This is a genomic window from Methylophilus sp. (assembly GCF_008015755.1).
Classification (GTDB): Bacteria; Pseudomonadota; Gammaproteobacteria; order Burkholderiales; family Methylophilaceae; genus Methylophilus.
The window spans coordinates 13,727-29,964 of sequence record NZ_SSGF01000005.1; the positions used below are offsets into that span (position 1 = coordinate 13,727).

Consider the following 16,238-nt stretch of genomic DNA (forward strand, 5'->3'; position numbering starts at 1 on the left):
TTTAACCTATGCTCAAATTAGCGTGACAGTGCTTCCATGCGGATTTTGGTCACACCGGCGGCGATGGCTGGCAGCGCTTCAATATTGGCAATCGCTGCATCCATGATTTTTTCTTGCGTGGTGTGGGTCAGAATCACGATATCGGCTTCTGACTCGCCCTCGGCTGGCTCTTTTTGCAACATGGCATCAATCGAGATTTGCAGGTCAGCCAACACTTTGGTGATATCGGCCATCACGCCTGGTTTGTCAGACGCACGCAAGCGCAGGTAGTAAGCAGAATGCACCTCGCTAATCGGCAAAATTGGCAGCACTTGTTGCTGGTCTAACTGATAGCCCAGATAAGCGACACGTTGCTCGGCCTTGGTGCCTTGCAGGCGCGCAATATCGACCAGGTCAGCGACCACGGCACTGGCCGTTGGCTCAGCACCGGCACCCGCACCGTAATACAAAGTGGGGCCGACGGCATCACCCTTCACTACTACGGCGTTCATGGCGCCATCTACGTTCGCAATCAGGCGCTTTTCAGGAATCAGCGTTGGATGCACGCGCAACTCAACTCCTGCTTGTGTATTTTTGCTGATACCGAGCAATTTCACGCGATACCCTAACTCCTGCGCGTATTGAATATCTTTCAGGTTAAGCTTGGTAATGCCCTCGGTGTAAGTGTGCTCAAACTGCACCGGCATGCCGAACGCAATGCTGGCCATAATCGTCAGTTTGTGCGCGGCATCAATGCCTTCCACGTCGAACGTCGGGTCTGCTTCAGCATAGCCCAAACGTTGCGCTTCTTTCAGCACGTCGGCAAAGGCCAGGCCTTTGTCGCGCATCTCGGTCAGGATAAAGTTAGTCGTGCCATTGATAATACCCGCGACCCACTCTACTTTGTTGGCACTCAGGCCTTCACGTAAGGCCTTGATGATAGGAATACCACCCGCCACTGCCGCTTCAAAAGCGACAATCACGCCTTTGTCAGACGCAGCTCTAAAAATCTCATTACCGTGCACAGCCAGCAAGGCTTTGTTGGCCGTTACCACATGTTTGCCATTAGCAATCGCGGTTAACACCAGCTCTTTAGCCACGGTGTAGCCACCAATCAGCTCGACAACAACATCAATCTCAGGATTATTGACGACGGCAAAAGCATCATCTGTCACCGCCACCTGGCCGCCAGTCACCTGTTTTGCCAGCTCAAGATTGCGGTCAGCCACTTGCACAATGCGGATATGGCCACCCAGACGGCGCGTGATTTCAGACTGGTTACGGGTCAACACCGTATATGTCCCACCGCCGACGGTACCGATGCCCAACAACCCTACTTTTAATTCTTTCATACTTATACTCACCATTGATGGCTTGCGCGCACGCTCACCTTATTTTGAATGTTGTTTATTTTGCATGCTTCTTGCGATAGCTATCGAGGTAACGGCCGATACGCGTCATCGCTTCGGTCAAATCATCGACATTGGGCAAGAAAACCACCCTGAAATGATCAGGGGATTTCCAGTTAAAACCAGTGCCCTGCACCAGCAGTACTTTTTCTTCCAGCAGCAAATCGAGAATAAATTGCTGGTCATCGGCAATCGGATACATCACCGGATCCAGCTTGGGAAACAGATACATGGCTGCGGCTGGTTTCACGCAGGTGACGCCAGGCATGGCAGTAAGCATGTCATACGCCAGATCACGCTGTTTGCACAGGCGACCACTAGGCGCGACCAGGTCATTGATACTCTGATAGCCACCCAGTGCGGTTTGGATCGCCAATTGCCCGGGCACATTGGCACACAAGCGCATGGAGGCCAGCATATTCAGGCCTTCGATATAATCTTTGGCATCTTTTTTATCGCCAGAGATGATCATCCAGCCAGAGCGGTAGCCACAGGCGCGGTAGTTTTTGGACAAGCCGTTAAAGGTCACAAACAGCACATCATCCGCCAGCGAGGCAATAGAAGTATGTGTGTTGCCGTCGTACAGCACCTTGTCATAAATTTCGTCGGCGAAAATCACCAGACCATGGTGACGGGCAATCTCGATAATGCCTTCTAGCGTTTCCTTAGGATACAAGGCACCGGTCGGGTTATTCGGGTTGATAATCACAATGCCTTTGGTATTGGCCGTGATTTTGTTTTCAATATCTTCAAGATCAGGCAACCAGCCTGACTGCTCGTCACAGACATAATGGCGCGCCGTGCCGCCCGCTAGGTTCACCGCAGCGGTCCATAATGGGTAGTCAGGCATAGGCACCAGAATCTGGTCGCCATTATTGAGCAGGCCCTGCATGGCCATCACAATCAACTCAGAGACACCGTTGCCGATGATGATGTCATCGATGGTCACCCCGGTAATATTCTTTTGCTGGGTGTAATGCATGATGGCTTTACGCGCCGCGAACAAGCCTTTCGAATCCGTGTAACCAGAGGCTTGATCCATATTGTGGATCACGTCCTGAACGATTTCTTCTGGTGCATTAAAACCGAACGGCATCGGATTGCCGATGTTCAGCTTGATAATGCGCTGGCCGTCTTCTTCCATCTGGCGTGCACGTTGCAATACCGGGCCGCGGATGTCGTAACAGACGTTACTGAGTTTGCTGGATTTATTGACTGGCTTCATCGCTGGTTAACAAACACATCTGGCGTGTGTTAAGCTCTTAAAGTAAAACTTTCATTCTACCTGCAAACCCTTGCTACATCAATGAACCTGAGACCTTTGCCGGGCTCTGAAACTGTAGATTTAAACGGAATTTTCATCCTGGCCAACTTGCAGATGAGCCACGATTACAAGCTATGAAACTACACCTACATACCAGCGAACAGCAATATCAAATTAATGGCGTCGATAGCAATGCGGTGATCATTAATCGCCAGCGTTATGCGCAGCCCGTGATTGTGAGTGAACAGGCCTTAAGCACAGACTGGTTTCAAGGGCCATGGGCCACGCTGGATGCACAGCGATTAGCAGCCATACTGGACTTCAGCCCGGAAGTGGTTTTACTAGGCACTGGCGATAAGCAGCGCTTTATTCACCCAAGGCATACGCAGGCTTTCCTGGCAGCCAACATTGCCGTGGAATGCATGACCACAGCTGCGGCCTGCCGTACTTTTAACATTCTGACCGCTGAAGGCCGCAAAGTCGCCGCCGCCCTGCTACTGGAATCCCACCTGGCTGAATCCGCATAAATGCGTGACTATTGCGGCTTAAGTGTCACCTGCAAGCCGTCAGCCGTCACTTGCAAATCGGTGGGCTGATAATGGCGGCCCGCATAGCTTAACTCTTCAGGTTTCACCTCATATAACACCAACTGGTTCAGCCATTTACTCCCTAAATCTTTGGCTAACTGTTGGACCAAGCTATTCCACTCACCATTCGCGCCATCCAGTTGAAAAGAATCTAGCGCAGGCTGATCTAGCACCACCGCATTGCGTGCCGGGTCAAATTTGACCAAGCCAGACAACCCTAATTTACCCGTGGCGGCATTGGAGAACAAATCGCTTTGCACATGAGCATCCATCAAGGTGTGAATCCGGCCTGACGCAGGATCCATCGAAACCAGTGCATTAGACAACTGCACATGAAACACTTTCATCAACGTGAGTGGTTTTGCCAGTTTGTGATTAAGTTTTTGCTGTAACTGCGCGGTGTTCATTTTCACCGTTCGATCGCCCATACTCACACAGTGTGTCAGCAACAACCCTAGCAAAACCACCGTAGAAACGCTTTTTAAAACACGCATTTGTAAGCCTTATTTAACACTTGCAACATTCGACAAAAATTGACAATCACCCAGACTGCATACGATAAGATCGTGTGCAATGAAAAAAATTTCACATACCCAATCTGCTTTTACGCTTGTTGAAATGGTCGTCGTTATATTGATTCTATCAGCGCTGGCAGTGACTGCCTATGCACGCATCGCGCAGATAGATACACAGGCCAGACTGGCATCGCTACAATCATTCAAAGCCAATGTGCTGTCCACCGCCACCATGGCCAAAGGCATGTGCATGACAGACCCACTTTGCGACAGCAACCAGAATACGCCATCAGCCAACATCAACGGCAACACCATTTATTTCAGCCACGGCTACCCGGTGGGTTGGCTGGGCAATGAAGATGGTGCCGGTAGCTTGTATCAACTGCTAGATACTGGCAAATTTTCAGTTCAACCGGCGCTGTCTGACACCAATCGCGCCACCTACACCCTGCAAGGCGCGAGAGATAGTAACCACTGCAAGCTGGAATATACGATCACCACGGGCGCAGCCAATGCAGGGCTGAGCGTCACCATCGACAGCGCTGGCTGCTAATCACCTAATAACCATCGTCATAAAAAAGAAAGGCAGTGTGTTTTCACAACACACTGCCTGTTTATTGCTCGCTGATGCTTTAAAGATTTTTGGTCGATAAAGTCAGTGTGGCATTGGTACCACCGAAACCAAAGCTGTTCGACAACGCGGTTTGAATGCGTGCATTAGCAATCGGGCTGCGCACAATATTCAAGCCTTCAGCCGCCGGATCCAGCGTTTCGATGTTAGCAGAGGCGGCAATAAAGCCGTGCTGCATCATCAATAAGGTATAAATGGCTTCATTTACGCCCGCAGCACCCAAGGCATGGCCTGACAATGACTTGGTCGAGGCAATCGCTGTCTTGCTATTGTCGCCAAACACGGCACGAATGGCTTCCAGCTCTTTAGTATCGCCCACCGGCGTGCTGGTGCCATGGGTATTAATGTAGTCGATGTCTTCAGGATTAATCCCCTGCAACGCCTGCTGCATACAGCGCACGGCGCCTTCACCACTCGGTGCCACCATGTCGTAACCGTCTGAGGTCGCACCGTAGCCTATCACCTCGGCATAAATCTGTGCGCCACGTGCTTTGGCGTGCTCGTACTCTTCGAGCACCACAATGCCGCCGCCACCAGAAATCACAAAACCATCGCGGTCGGCATCATAGGTCCGTGAGGCTTTTTCAGGCGTTTCGTTATATTTGCTCGATAAGGCGCCCATGGCATCAAACAGGTAGCTCATGGTCCAGTGCTCTTCTTCACCACCGCCAGCAAACACAATATCCTGCTTACCGAGTTGAATCTGCTCAACCCCGGCGCCAATACAGTGCGCGCTGGTTGAACAGGCAGAACTAATACCGTAGTTCACCCCCTTGATTTTGGCACCAGTGGCCAGGCAAGCGGCAATGCCGCTGCTCATGGTTTTGGTCACCATATACGGCCCAACACGACGAATCCCTTTTTCTGCCAGCGTATTGGTGCCTTCCAGCATGCTTTCAGTGGACGTGCCACCGGCACCGACAATCAGGCCGGTGCGCACATTGGAGACCAACTCTTCCGGCAGGTTGGCATCAGCAATCGCTTCCTGCATCGCCAGCCAGGCGTAAGCATGGCCTTTCGCCATAAAACGCAACAGCTTGCGATCAATCAAGGCTTCAACATCCAGATTTTTGATCGACCCTGCGACATGCGAACGCAAACCGCGCTCTGCATATTCAGGTTGATAAGTAATACCAGAGCGGCCTGCTTGCAAGCTGTCCAGTACTTCCTGTTTGTTATTACCAAGACTTGATACGATACCAAATCCTGTAATCACTACGCGACGCATTGCGCCTCCCATTCACTTCAAAAACTGTAAAGACGACTAGAAATTGTCCGTGCTGGTAAACAACCCGACACGCAAATCACTGGCATTATAAATCTCGCGGCCATCCACTTCCATACGTGCATCGGCAATCCCCATCACCAGCTTGCGCATAATCACACGTTTTAAATCAATGTGATAGCGCACCAGCTTAGCTGACGGCAGGACTTGACCAGTAAACTTTACCTCACCAGAGCCCAGCGCACGCCCACGGCCAGGGCCGCCTTTCCAACCCAGGAAGAAACCCACCAACTGCCACATGGCATCAAGACCCAAACAGCCTGGCATCACTGGATCACCCGTAAAGTGACATTCAAAAAACCACAAATCTGGGCGAATATCGAGTTCTGCAATAATTTCGCCTTGGCCGTATTTTCCACCCTCATCAGAAATCTTGACGATACGGTCAAACATTAACATCGGCGGCAATGGCAACTGTGCGTTACCTTCGCCGAACATCTCACCCCGGCCACAAGCCAACAAATCTTCTTTGCTGAAACTGCTTTTTCTAGTCATGTATTTTTTAGATTTTTAGTATAAAACAATATTTTCGCCGGAAATTGCGTTTAGTGAAAGCTTTTTGTCATCCAACAACTATACCGACCTGTATACTTTTTGTGAAAATGTAGGTAGTATTCACTAAATTGTTACTGAATTTTACAACTTGATAATGCCCAGCCCAACAAGCTTTAAAGGATAATCCAAGACTATTATCAAGGTTTGTAATTACAAATTAGTTACAATTAAACGCAATCCAACATTTAACCTCATCAGGAAATCAGGCATGCAAGATCAACAACTCAACGATTGGCGTACCCATGCGCTCACATTAGAGTCTGAAGTTAACAAAGTCGTCGTCGGTCAGGAAAACCCCGTACGCCTGATCACCACTGCCGTGTTTGCGCGCGGCCATGTGCTGCTTGAAGGTGACGTGGGCGTGGGTAAAACCACCTTGCTGCGTGCTTTTACGCGTGGGATTGGCGGCGGTTACCAACGGATTGAAGGCACCATTGACTTGATGCCTAACGACCTTGTGTATCACACCTATCTGGGTGAAGATGGCAAACCGCACGTCAGCCCAGGCCCACTGCTGATGTCAGGCCAGGATTTATCGATTTTCTTTTTTAACGAAATCAACCGCGCCCGCCCGCAAGTGCACTCGCTGATGTTGCGTGTCATGGCTGAGCGTACGCTGACCGCATTTAATAAAGAACATTACTTCCCGCACATGCTGGTTTTTGCTGACCGTAACCAGGTCGAGCGTGAAGAAACTTTTGATATCCCGTCTGCGGCACGCGACCGTTTCATGATGGAAATCCCGATTGTGGTGCCGCCTGCGCACGACATTATGGAGTCATTGATTTTTGATACGCGCTTCCACGATGTGGATCAGCTGATTTCAAATGTGCCTGCCGACATCCTCAAGTTTGACCAATTGAACAGCTTTGCCAAGGTCATTCAGGAAAACATCCAGGCCAGCCCTGCCCTGCGTAAATATGCGCTGGACTTATGGCTGGCGACCAAAGACCCGGTGGCTTATGGTGTCAAAGTATCCAATGTCGACATGAAGCGCCTGGTGCTCAGTGGCGCTAGCCCACGCGGCATGGGCATGCTGTTGCGTGCGGCGCGCGTCAACGCCTGGCTCAACAATCGTCAGGCTGTGGTGCCAGAAGATATTCACGCCGTGTTCCACGAAACGATTGCACACCGCCTGGTATTTAGCCCTGTGTACGAGATGCGCCGGACCGAGATCGCACGTGAATTGCTGACGGGCATTGTGAATGCCGTTGCTGCGCCTTAATAGCTGACGGCTGAGACGCTATGGAACTCATTAAGGAATTCAGCTACCACATTGGCTGGCGCTCGCGTTCGCGTCGGCCTGGGCGGCATAAAAGCAACCAGCGCGGCATGGGCATGGAGTTTCGTGGCCACACCACACTGCTGTCCTACCCCGACCCGCGCCGGATTGATATTCGCCAAACCATCCGCGACCCGATGGAACAAGTGTATGTGCGCATTTTTAACCAAAAAAGCGCAACGCCAGTGTTTGTGATGTGTGATATGTCAGGCTCCATGCAATACGGCACGCCGCATACCAAATTGGTCACTGCCGCGCAGATCACACGTTCAGTCGCGCAGTCGGCCAGCCGCAATACGGACCCGGTCGGCTTCATCGGCTTTGATGACGACGTGCGTGACGATTGGCTGAGCACTTTGTCTTTGCGTCCGCACACCATGTTTGACCTGGCAGATCGGCTGGAGAACCACTTGCCGAATGAGGTAGGGGCTAATGCCTTGCTGGAAAGTGTGCGACTTTTGCCTCGCGAGCGTAGCCTGATTTTTCTGGTCTCGGACTTTCACATGCCGTTGCCACAACTGGAAGAAGCCTTGCTACTGATGCTGCGCCACCATATTGTGCCGGTGGTGTTGTGGAATAGCACCGAATACAAACAGTTGCCGGAATTCGGTATTACCAGTATCAACGACCCCGAAACCGGCGAGCGCCGCACTTTATTTTTGCGCGCGTCTTATCGTCAACGCATTCTGGAAGCCTTTGCCGCCAGACGCCAGGCGATTGAAGATATTTTTATGAGATTTGATATGCAGCCTTTTTTTGTGGAAGACACTTTTGATGCAGACTTGCTCACCGATTACTTCCACCAATACGTGCCTGCTTAAGGAAAGCGACCGATGAAAGCGCGCAACCATTTATTATCGTTACTCTTCGCAGCGACATTACTCGTTACGGCCATCAGCAGTTCGGCCGATGTCGTTTTACCCTCGGTAGACAGTCGATTTGTCAGCGTCAAAGAAATCAACCCTAGCCGTGATGCGGGCTATGTGGTGGGCGACAAACTGCAACGCACCATGATACTTACCGTCAAGCAGCCTTATATCCTGATTAAAGAGTCTTTGCCGATTGTCGGGTATGAGCACAGATACCGCGGCCAGGTCTCCGGCATTGAGTTAACTGGGATTGACATCGAAGAACAGCGTGAAAGCAAGCAGTCCGTGTATACCATCCGTCTGGAATACCAGGTGTTTAAAATTGGACGCGTGGCTAAACCGGCGATATTAAGAGGCGAAATTGTTAAACTGCGCCAGCAGGGCAGCAAAGACGTCAAACAATTCCGCATGCCATCGTTTAACTTCCGCACCTCGCCGCTTTCAGTCTATGGTGAAGTCAACCTCAAAAACGAATTGAGCCCGTTTGTCGCACCACTTAAATTACATGCGGACAAAGAATGGCTGGCGCTAAAAATCGCAGCAGGCGTGTTAGCCGCCAGCTTATTGGCGTTGTTATATATTTTAGGTGCGCGTACCTGGCTGCCTTATATGGGCGGTGCCTTTGCCAAGGCCTATCGTAAGATCAACAAGTTGCCGGAAGACGAACAAGGCTTGCAACAGGCCATTTCGACCGTGCATGCGGCCTTGCATCAGGTCGCCGGCCAGAGCGTTTTTGGTAATGGTGTTGAGCATTTCTTGCAGACAAAACCCGCTTTTTCGGTCGCCAAACCTGAGATCGAACGTTTTTTTGCACTATCGCGCCAGATATTTTTTGATAGCCACACGCCGCTGGACCTCGGCATGCCGCCTAAACAATGGCTGAAAAAATTCTGCCGCCAGATGCGTGATTGCGAACGCGGCTTACGCCCAGAGGTACACGCATAATGGCATTCACACACCCCTGGCTGCTATGGGCGCTGCCGTTGGCGCTATTACCGCTATTACTTGAGCGCGCCCACAGCAGGCATTATTCGTGGATAGGCTTGTTGCCGCCTGACCCGCTGTCGAGCACCATTGGCTTTCTGCTCAAGGTGCTGGCGGTGGTCAGTATCGTGTTTATTATTCTTGGTCTGGCCGGCCCACATAGCCTGGAGCAGCAAATCGAGCGTACCGGCGTCGGCGCGCAAATCGGTCTGGTGTTAGATCGCAGTGCCAGTATGGATGACCCGTTTGCAGGCGATAAAGATGGTCATGTTGGCGAAACCAAATCAGTAGCAGCAGCGCGCATCATGACCAGCTTTGTCGAGCATCGTAGCAACGACATGATGGGCCTGATTACGTTTAGTAACTCTGCCATGTATGTCCTGCCATTGACCGAAAACAAAGAAGCCATGCTGTCCGCCATCCAGGCCACCGCGGGTAACTCTTTGTTTCAAACCAATATTGGCGGCGGCCTGACCAGTGCCGTTGAGTTGTTTAAAGATATGCCAGACTCAGGCTCACGCGTAATTATCCTGATTTCGGATGGCGCCGGACGTGTCAGTGACATGGTGCAGCAAAAACTGCGCGATTGGCTACAACGTTACAATATCGGCCTGTATTGGATTGTGTTGCGCCAGCCAGGCGGGGTCACGATTTTTGACCCGAAATATGCTGAAAGCAGCTATACCGGCCCGATGCCCAGCGAGGTGTTGCTCTATCAGTTTTTTCAAACCTTGCGCACGCCATTTAGCGCTTATGAAGCCGCTGACCCCAAATCACTTGAAGCAGCGATCGCGGACATTAATAGCCGCGAAAAAAAACCAATTCAATATCTGGAAAAGATTCCTGGCCACGATTACACCAACGTGTGTTACTGGATTGCATTCGTCATGATTGCCTTCTTGCTGGCTGTTAAATATTTGGAGATACACACATGGCGCTCAGCGTAAATAAACTGGTGACCGGCCTGATAGTCGTAGCAATCGCCTCTGTCGCCACGATGGCTTATAGCTGGCAACGCATCCAGCAAGTAGAGGCGTTTAATGCCGCGATTGCCGCCGCCAAAAGTCCGCAAACTGACCAGCAAAGCTTTGAAGCGAAATATGCCGTAGCCTATTGGCTAGGCAAAAATGAGCGTTACAAAGAATCCACCCTGCTGTTTACCAAATTGATCGACCAGGCATCAGCCAGCCAACGTGCAGCGATTTTGCACAACGTCGGTAATATGTTTTTCCTGCGTGCGATCCAACTAACCGGTGGCAACGACAACAGCACCCGTGACGAGCTGGAATATCTGCTGTCACAAGCGGCGACTTCTTACAAAACCGCGCTCAAAGCAGATAACAGCAACTGGGGCACACGCCGTAATTTTGACCGTGTGCTGGGCCTGCTGCCAGAAAAACCGACGCCGGGCGTGGGTGAGTCAGACAACCCAGGGTTAATCATGGGCAACATCCCTAACGGTTTGCCGTAAAACAACGCATTACACGCAAACCATTTGACTGAATATTATTGACTGGCATCCCATGAAGATCTGGCTAAGACACTTTATAAAGCACCGTGATACGGCCCTGCTAGCGCTGGCGCTGTTGTTCTTGCTGGGGGCTATTTTGCGGCCAAGCATCCCGTTCAAGCACAATATCTACGCCTATTTTTTGGTGGCTGATATTTCGCAAAGTATGAATGCCGAAGACATGATACTCAACGGTAAAAAAGTCTCGCGCATGGCTTACATGCAAAACATGATGCATGAGGTGGTCGCCTCACTGCCCTGCGGCACCAAGGTCAGTATCGGCATGTTTGCCGGTAACTCGGTAGCCGCCATGTATGCACCGATTGAAGTCTGCAGCAACTTTGCCGCGATCCAAGACACCATCGCGCATCTGGACTGGCGTATGGCCTGGTCTGGTAATAGCCGCGTGCGAGAAAGCCTGTTTGTCACTGCCAAAGTGGTACGTGCCATGCCAGAACCGGCACAAGTGCTGTATTTTACCGATGGTGAAGAAGCACCAAAACTGCACGCGTTTAACACCAAAAACCTCGAAGAATTTCAAGGCGGCGATGAATGGCTGTTTGTCGGCATAGGCTCAGAAGAAGGTGTGGCGATTCCCAAGCTCAGCCCGGAAAATCAGGTGATTGGTTACTGGTCTAACGAGAGTTTTGCCATGCAACCAGGCATTGCACAGATTTCGGAAAGCACTTTGGGCGTGCGCGATGACAACATTGCCTATGGTGACAATGACCGCTTTATCTCCAAACTTTCAACAGAATACTTACAAAGTCTGACCAAAGAGATAGGCGCAACCTACATTAAAGGCGATAGCACTTACAACGTGCTGCAAGCCATGAAAGAACAAAAACCTGCCCGCCGCGATATTGCCCCGCTGCCGCTGCATTGGTTATTTGCCACATTGGCAGGATTGTGTGTGTTGGGCACTTATGCCAGCCGTCACCCCTGGCGCCAGATCAGACAAAACCTCAAGATTTACCGCAATGAGATTCGCGCCAGATTCTCGGTACGCGCGGAATCCGTGGCGCATGACAACCATTTTCAATAGCAAACACGGTTACTCCCGCAGACCCCACTTTAGCCAGACGCGCAATGACTTTAACACTTGCGCGTCTGCTTGATCAGGCAAAATCAGCAGCCGCTTGGGCTGCAGCCAGTGTGTTAAAAAATGCAGACTGTCTTGCACATGCAAAGCACCCGCCTCTTGTAGCTGAACCACCTCCGTGACATGCAATACCAGGCAAGCAGGATGCACCACGCTATCTGGCTGCAGTTTAAAAGACCAAAGCTCTCCACACGTGTTGGTCAGGGTCATCTGCCCGAACACATCCACCCTCAGAGACTGCACACTCCATGGCCAACGTGTGGCGGGCAACTGCATCCACTGCCAAAGGCAAGCCAATAAATAGATTAATAACCCCAGTGCCGCCCAGGTTGGTGGCAAACAATACAGTAGGCTAAACACCACCAGCATTGAAAATAAACACCACCAACCCCATAAAAAGAGTGAGGGTCGGAGGCGCAGACCAATTTCACTTGATAGAATAGCTTTTTTCATCGCAATTGTGCGGGCGGCCCATGCAAGCATGCCCTGCCCAAGAAGGAACTCCATTTATGTCCAGCCCAGCAAACTCCTGGCAAGCTTATTTAACCTCGCAAGGCGCGCAATTCAATGCGGCAGGCGAAGCTTCATTCCCCGCCGCCACAGCCAATGCCCAATTATTTGACCTCTCCAGTAGCGGACTGATTGCCATCAGCGGTGCTGACAGCCAGACCTTTTTGCAAGGGCAAGTCACTAACGATATTAAACTGCTTGCCCAAGGCGCGCAATTTAATGGTTACTGCACGCCTAAAGGGCGCATGCTAGCCTTATTTTTCACCGTCATGATCGATGATGTCATTTACCTGCAATGCCCGCGTGACTTGATCCCTGACCTGGTCAAACGCTTGCGTATGTATGTGCTGCGCAGCAAAGTGCTGGTAGAAGACGCCAGTGAGCAGATGGTAGCGCTAGGCCTGGCCAGTGACACACTGGCAGCCACGATCACAGCATTCCCCGCCGCGCCCTATCAACAAGCACAAACGGAAAATGGCACGCTGATACGCCTGGCAGACGCAGGCGCACAACAACGTGCCTTATGCATCGTCTCTCGCGAACAAGCCACCACGAGCTGGCAATCGTTGTCAGCCACCTTCACCCCCACCAGCAGCGCGCAGTGGGAGGCATTAGAGATTCAGGCAGGGATTCCGCAAGTGTATGCCGCCACCAAAGAGCAGTTTGTACCGCAAATGGTGAACCTGGATGCACTCAATGGCATCAACTTCAAAAAAGGCTGTTATACCGGCCAAGAGATCGTGGCACGCACGCATTATCTGGGCAAGGTCAAACGCAGAACCATGCTCGCCCATTTAAGTGCAGGCACACAGATGCCACAAGCGGGCGACAGCTTGCATGACGGCCAGCAGCAAGAGGCCGGGCAATTGGTGCGCGTCGCACCTGCTGCCGACAATGGCTGGTGGGTCCTGGCGGAATGCCGCTTAGAGGCTAAAGAAGCAGGTGCAATCAGCTGGCAGGGCCAGGCACTAGATTTTAAAGAATTACCTTATTCTCTGCCCTAAGACGTTTGAGCAATAAAAAAGGCGCTTTAAGCGCCTTTTTTATTCAAACTGTTTATGGTGCTGCAGGTGGACTGACAGCATCCACGGGGCTCGAAGGTTTAGCCTGCGTCGTCGCCGCATCCGTACTCGATAGTTTTGAGTCTACCGGCTTGGCATCCAACGGTGACGTCGGCTTGTTGCTGGCAGGCTGTTTATTCTGAATCACCTGAAAAAACACCTCATCCTGCTTGACCAACCCGAGCTCACTTCGTGCCCGCTCTTCAATCGCAGACTGACCTTGTTTGAGGTCACGTACTTCGGCACGCAAAGTATCATTGCGCTGGCGATAATACTCGTTACGCTTTTCATGCGTTTCAATCTGCTGAGAATATTGCCACACACGTAACCAACTGCCTTTGCCCAGCCACAATGGATATTGCAGCAAGGCAATCAGGACCACCAATACGACCGTCAGTTTACGCACGTTGACCTATCAGTGACCTGATTGAAACCAGTTTATTTGAACAACTGGTAGAACGCGGACAAGCCAGCATAGCTGGTCGCGTCGCCCAACTCTTCTTCAATACGCAGCAACTGGTTGTACTTGGCTACGCGCTCTGAACGGCACAAAGAACCGGTTTTGATCTGCAGGGCGTTAGTCGCAACAGAAATATCGGCAATCGTCGTATCTTCAGTTTCGCCAGAGCGGTGTGACACCACGGCCGTGTAGTTGGCGCGTTTAGCCATCTCAATAGTCTGGAACGTCTCGGTCAAAGTACCAATCTGGTTCACTTTGATCAGCACAGAGTTGGCGACGCCCTTCTGGATGCCTTCACGCAAGATTTTCGGGTTGGTCACGAACAAATCATCACCGACCAACTGCGTATTTTTACCCAAGCGCTGTGTCAGCAGATCCCAACCAGCCCAGTCAAATTCGTCCATGCCGTCTTCAATGGTGATGATAGGATATTTGCCAGCCAAGGTAGCCAAGTAATCACAGAATTCGGCAGAAGTCAGTGCTGCGCCTTCTGACTCGAGGTGATATTTACCATCTTTAAAGAATTCGGTACTGGCGCAATCCAGGCCCAGGTAAATGTCTTTGCCTGGCTCGTAACCTGCCGCTTCAATAGACTCCATGATCAATTGCAAGGCAGATTCGTTAGATGGCAAATTGGGTGCGAAACCACCTTCATCACCCACTGTCGTTGCCAAGCCTTTGGCATGCAAGGTTTTCTTCAAGGCATGGAATACCTCAGCACCCGCGCGCAAGGCCTCCCGGAAAGTAGGCAAACCAGCTGGCACAATCATAAACTCTTGAATATCCACGGAGTTATCAGCGTGCGCACCACCATTGATGATATTCATCATCGGCGTTGGCAATTGCATGAAAGCAGAACCACCCAGGTAGCGATACAAAGGCAAACCGCTTTCTTCAGCCGCCGCACGCGCACAGGCCATAGAGACGCCCAAAATGGCATTCGCACCCAGACGGTCTTTGTTATCAGTGCCATCCAGCTCGATCAGGGTTTTGTCGATAAAGCTTTGCTCTTCCGCATCTAGGCCGATAATGGCTTCGGTAATTTCTGTGTTGACGTTTTCAATCGCGTTCAACACGCCTTTACCCAGGTAACGGCTTTTGTCGCCATCACGCAGTTCTACAGCCTCTTTAGCGCCGGTAGATGCACCTGACGGCACGGCAGCACGGCCAATGACACCACTTTCCAGCAAGACATCGACTTCAACCGTCGGATTGCCACGTGAATCCATAATTTCGCGGGCGATAATATCTACAATAGCGCTCATTTATTTTCCTTTAAAATCAAATTCAAAAACGTTTTTAGCCACCGATTAACGCGGATAAACACAGATAACTATGTTTTTTGTATGATCAGCGTTCATCTGCGTGTATCGGCGGTGGAAAGTATTTAGTTTTTACAACGTTTGCTCTGCGAAACCAGCCTTTTTCACCAGTTTATCGAGATCAACCAGCAGATGCAGCAAATCTTCCATTTTGCCTAATGGCCAGGCGTTGGGGCCATCTGACAAGGCTTTGCTTGGGTCTGGATGCGTTTCCATAAACACACCAGCAATGCCGCTGGCCACCGCTGCGCGCGCCAGCACAGGCACAAACTCACGCTGACCACCGCTCTTGTCGCCCTGCCCGCCTGGTTGTTGTACCGAATGGGTCGCATCAAATACCACCGGGCAATGGGTTTCACGCATGATAGCCAGGCCACGCATATCAGACACCAGAGTGTTATAGCCGAAAGAAGCGCCGCGCTCGCACACCATAATGTTGTCGATACCGCCGTTAGCCTCTTTAGCCTTATTCACCACTTGTTTCATATCGCCCGGGGCCAAAAACTGGCCTTTTTTGATATTGACCGGTTTGCCGGACTGAGCACAGGCGACGATAAAGTCGGTCTGGCGACACAGGAAGGCTGGCGTTTGCAATACATCGACCACCGCTGCCACATGTGGTACCTGTTCTTCAGTATGCACGTCGGTCAAAATTGGCACGCCAATCTGGGCACGTACTTCATCCAGAATTCTCAAGCCTTCGTCCAAGCCAAACCCTCTAAAGGTTTTGGTCGAGCTACGGTTGGCTTTATCGTAAGACGATTTATAAATAAACGGCACGCCAATACGCGCGGCCATTTCTTTTAACTGGCCAGCAGTATCAATCGCCATCTGTTTGGATTCGATCACGCAAGGACCCGCGATCAAAAACAGCGGATGCTCGAGGCCAACGTCAAAACCACATAATTTCATC

18 protein-coding genes are annotated in these 16,238 nt (G+C 51.1%); 9 read left to right on the plus strand and 9 right to left on the minus strand.

Going from position 1 to position 16,238, the window contains the following annotated elements:
• Nucleotides 1-17 precede the first annotated feature (17 nt).
• A complete protein-coding gene (locus tag E6Q52_RS01445; RefSeq protein ID WP_292817641.1) occupies nucleotides 18-1,331 on the minus strand; it encodes a homoserine dehydrogenase in 1,314 nt (437 codons plus the stop codon).
• Nucleotides 1,332-1,386: 55 nt separating this feature from the next.
• Complete coding sequence (locus tag E6Q52_RS01450) at nucleotides 1,387-2,613, minus strand: pyridoxal phosphate-dependent aminotransferase (protein WP_292817643.1); 1,227 nt, start codon at nucleotides 2,611-2,613, stop codon at nucleotides 1,387-1,389.
• A gap of 173 nt (nucleotides 2,614-2,786) precedes the next feature.
• On the opposite strand from E6Q52_RS01450, the gene E6Q52_RS01455 reads away from it, so the two are divergent.
• On the plus strand, nucleotides 2,787-3,179 hold the full coding sequence (locus E6Q52_RS01455) for an MTH938/NDUFAF3 family protein (RefSeq protein ID WP_292817645.1): 393 nt from the start codon (nucleotides 2,787-2,789) through the stop codon (nucleotides 3,177-3,179).
• A gap of 8 nt (nucleotides 3,180-3,187) precedes the next feature.
• Here E6Q52_RS01455 and E6Q52_RS01460 read toward each other — a convergent pair whose 3' ends face one another.
• Complete coding sequence (locus tag E6Q52_RS01460) at nucleotides 3,188-3,733, minus strand: DUF1439 domain-containing protein (RefSeq protein WP_292817647.1); 546 nt, start codon at nucleotides 3,731-3,733, stop codon at nucleotides 3,188-3,190.
• A gap of 79 nt (nucleotides 3,734-3,812) precedes the next feature.
• Here E6Q52_RS01460 and E6Q52_RS01465 point away from each other — a divergent pair, with 79 nt between their 5' ends.
• Nucleotides 3,813-4,307, plus strand: coding sequence for a type II secretion system protein (locus E6Q52_RS01465; RefSeq protein ID WP_292817649.1), 495 nt, complete (start codon nucleotides 3,813-3,815; stop codon nucleotides 4,305-4,307).
• A 79-nt stretch (nucleotides 4,308-4,386) separates the two neighbouring features.
• Here E6Q52_RS01465 and fabB read toward each other — a convergent pair whose 3' ends face one another.
• Both fabB and fabA read right to left on the minus strand, forming a co-directional pair.
• Nucleotides 4,387-5,613: a beta-ketoacyl-ACP synthase I gene (gene fabB, locus E6Q52_RS01470; protein WP_292817651.1), complete on the minus strand. Its 1,227-nt coding sequence runs from the start codon at nucleotides 5,611-5,613 to the stop codon at nucleotides 4,387-4,389.
• A 36-nt stretch (nucleotides 5,614-5,649) separates the two neighbouring features.
• Nucleotides 5,650-6,165: a 3-hydroxyacyl-[acyl-carrier-protein] dehydratase FabA gene (gene fabA / locus E6Q52_RS01475; protein WP_024929930.1), complete on the minus strand. Its 516-nt coding sequence runs from the start codon at nucleotides 6,163-6,165 to the stop codon at nucleotides 5,650-5,652.
• A 268-nt stretch (nucleotides 6,166-6,433) separates the two neighbouring features.
• Here fabA and E6Q52_RS01480 point away from each other — a divergent pair, with 268 nt between their 5' ends.
• The 6 genes from E6Q52_RS01480 to E6Q52_RS01505 are packed head-to-tail and all read left to right on the plus strand — an operon-like array spanning nucleotide 6,434 to nucleotide 11,915.
• Nucleotides 6,434-7,450 (plus strand): MoxR family ATPase, encoded by a 1,017-nt coding sequence (locus tag E6Q52_RS01480; protein WP_292817653.1) that lies wholly within the window; start codon nucleotides 6,434-6,436, stop codon nucleotides 7,448-7,450.
• Between the two features lie 20 nt (nucleotides 7,451-7,470).
• A complete protein-coding gene (locus tag E6Q52_RS01485; protein WP_292817655.1) occupies nucleotides 7,471-8,328 on the plus strand; it encodes a DUF58 domain-containing protein in 858 nt (285 codons plus the stop codon).
• A gap of 12 nt (nucleotides 8,329-8,340) precedes the next feature.
• Nucleotides 8,341-9,321 carry a hypothetical protein gene (locus E6Q52_RS01490; RefSeq protein WP_292817657.1) on the plus strand — a complete coding sequence of 327 codons (981 nt, stop codon included), beginning with the start codon at nucleotides 8,341-8,343 and terminating at the stop codon, nucleotides 9,319-9,321.
• Nucleotides 9,321-10,307 carry a vWA domain-containing protein gene (locus E6Q52_RS01495; RefSeq protein ID WP_292817659.1) on the plus strand — a complete coding sequence of 329 codons (987 nt, stop codon included), beginning with the start codon at nucleotides 9,321-9,323 and terminating at the stop codon, nucleotides 10,305-10,307. The genes E6Q52_RS01490 and E6Q52_RS01495 overlap by 1 nt, the downstream gene beginning before the upstream one ends.
• A complete protein-coding gene (locus tag E6Q52_RS01500) occupies nucleotides 10,292-10,831 on the plus strand; it encodes a hypothetical protein (protein WP_292817661.1) in 540 nt (179 codons plus the stop codon). Before E6Q52_RS01495 ends, E6Q52_RS01500 begins: the two co-directional genes overlap by 16 nt.
• A 52-nt stretch (nucleotides 10,832-10,883) precedes the next feature.
• Complete coding sequence (locus E6Q52_RS01505) at nucleotides 10,884-11,915, plus strand: vWA domain-containing protein (protein ID WP_292817662.1); 1,032 nt, start codon at nucleotides 10,884-10,886, stop codon at nucleotides 11,913-11,915.
• A gap of 9 nt (nucleotides 11,916-11,924) precedes the next feature.
• Here the strand turns inward: E6Q52_RS01505 and E6Q52_RS01510 are convergent, their stop codons facing one another.
• On the minus strand, nucleotides 11,925-12,425 hold the full coding sequence (locus E6Q52_RS01510) for a hypothetical protein (RefSeq protein ID WP_292817665.1): 501 nt from the start codon (nucleotides 12,423-12,425) through the stop codon (nucleotides 11,925-11,927).
• A gap of 56 nt (nucleotides 12,426-12,481) precedes the next feature.
• Between E6Q52_RS01510 and E6Q52_RS01515 the strand changes: the two genes are divergently transcribed.
• A complete protein-coding gene (locus E6Q52_RS01515; RefSeq protein ID WP_292817667.1) occupies nucleotides 12,482-13,486 on the plus strand; it encodes a folate-binding protein in 1,005 nt (334 codons plus the stop codon).
• Nucleotides 13,487-13,538: 52 nt separating this feature from the next.
• On the opposite strand, the gene ftsB is transcribed toward E6Q52_RS01515, so the two are convergent.
• The 3 genes from ftsB to kdsA form a co-directional block, all read right to left on the minus strand.
• The gene (gene ftsB, locus E6Q52_RS01520) at nucleotides 13,539-13,949 is read right to left on the minus strand and encodes a cell division protein FtsB (protein WP_292817669.1); all 411 of its coding nucleotides are present in this window, start codon (nucleotides 13,947-13,949) and stop codon (nucleotides 13,539-13,541) included.
• A gap of 32 nt (nucleotides 13,950-13,981) precedes the next feature.
• Complete coding sequence (gene eno, locus E6Q52_RS01525; protein ID WP_292817671.1) at nucleotides 13,982-15,268, minus strand: phosphopyruvate hydratase; 1,287 nt, start codon at nucleotides 15,266-15,268, stop codon at nucleotides 13,982-13,984.
• Nucleotides 15,269-15,397: 129 nt separating this feature from the next.
• Entirely contained in the window at nucleotides 15,398-16,237 is an 840-nt protein-coding gene (gene kdsA / locus E6Q52_RS01530; protein ID WP_292817673.1) for a 3-deoxy-8-phosphooctulonate synthase, read from the minus strand.
• Nucleotide 16,238 lies beyond the last annotated feature (1 nt).

Coding starts and splice junctions, on each gene's coding strand:
- E6Q52_RS01445 (WP_292817641.1), bottom strand. CDS start 1,331: ATGAAAGAATTAAAAGTAGGGTTGTTGGGCATCGGTACCGTCGGCGGT.
- E6Q52_RS01450 (WP_292817643.1), bottom strand. CDS start 2,613: ATGAAGCCAGTCAATAAATCCAGCAAACTCAGTAACGTCTGTTACGAC.
- E6Q52_RS01455 (WP_292817645.1), top strand. CDS start 2,787: ATGAAACTACACCTACATACCAGCGAACAGCAATATCAAATTAATGGC.
- E6Q52_RS01460 (WP_292817647.1), bottom strand. CDS start 3,733: ATGCGTGTTTTAAAAAGCGTTTCTACGGTGGTTTTGCTAGGGTTGTTG.
- E6Q52_RS01465 (WP_292817649.1), top strand. CDS start 3,813: ATGAAAAAAATTTCACATACCCAATCTGCTTTTACGCTTGTTGAAATG.
- fabB (WP_292817651.1), bottom strand. CDS start 5,613: ATGCGTCGCGTAGTGATTACAGGATTTGGTATCGTATCAAGTCTTGGT.
- fabA (WP_024929930.1), bottom strand. CDS start 6,165: ATGACTAGAAAAAGCAGTTTCAGCAAAGAAGATTTGTTGGCTTGTGGC.
- E6Q52_RS01480 (WP_292817653.1), top strand. CDS start 6,434: ATGCAAGATCAACAACTCAACGATTGGCGTACCCATGCGCTCACATTA.
- E6Q52_RS01485 (WP_292817655.1), top strand. CDS start 7,471: ATGGAACTCATTAAGGAATTCAGCTACCACATTGGCTGGCGCTCGCGT.
- E6Q52_RS01490 (WP_292817657.1), top strand. CDS start 8,341: ATGAAAGCGCGCAACCATTTATTATCGTTACTCTTCGCAGCGACATTA.
- E6Q52_RS01495 (WP_292817659.1), top strand. CDS start 9,321: ATGGCATTCACACACCCCTGGCTGCTATGGGCGCTGCCGTTGGCGCTA.
- E6Q52_RS01500 (WP_292817661.1), top strand. CDS start 10,292: ATGGCGCTCAGCGTAAATAAACTGGTGACCGGCCTGATAGTCGTAGCA.
- E6Q52_RS01505 (WP_292817662.1), top strand. CDS start 10,884: ATGAAGATCTGGCTAAGACACTTTATAAAGCACCGTGATACGGCCCTG.
- E6Q52_RS01510 (WP_292817665.1), bottom strand. CDS start 12,425: ATGAAAAAAGCTATTCTATCAAGTGAAATTGGTCTGCGCCTCCGACCC.
- E6Q52_RS01515 (WP_292817667.1), top strand. CDS start 12,482: ATGTCCAGCCCAGCAAACTCCTGGCAAGCTTATTTAACCTCGCAAGGC.
- eno (WP_292817671.1), bottom strand. CDS start 15,268: ATGAGCGCTATTGTAGATATTATCGCCCGCGAAATTATGGATTCACGT.
- kdsA (WP_292817673.1), bottom strand. CDS start 16,237: ATGAAATTATGTGGTTTTGACGTTGGCCTCGAGCATCCGCTGTTTTTG.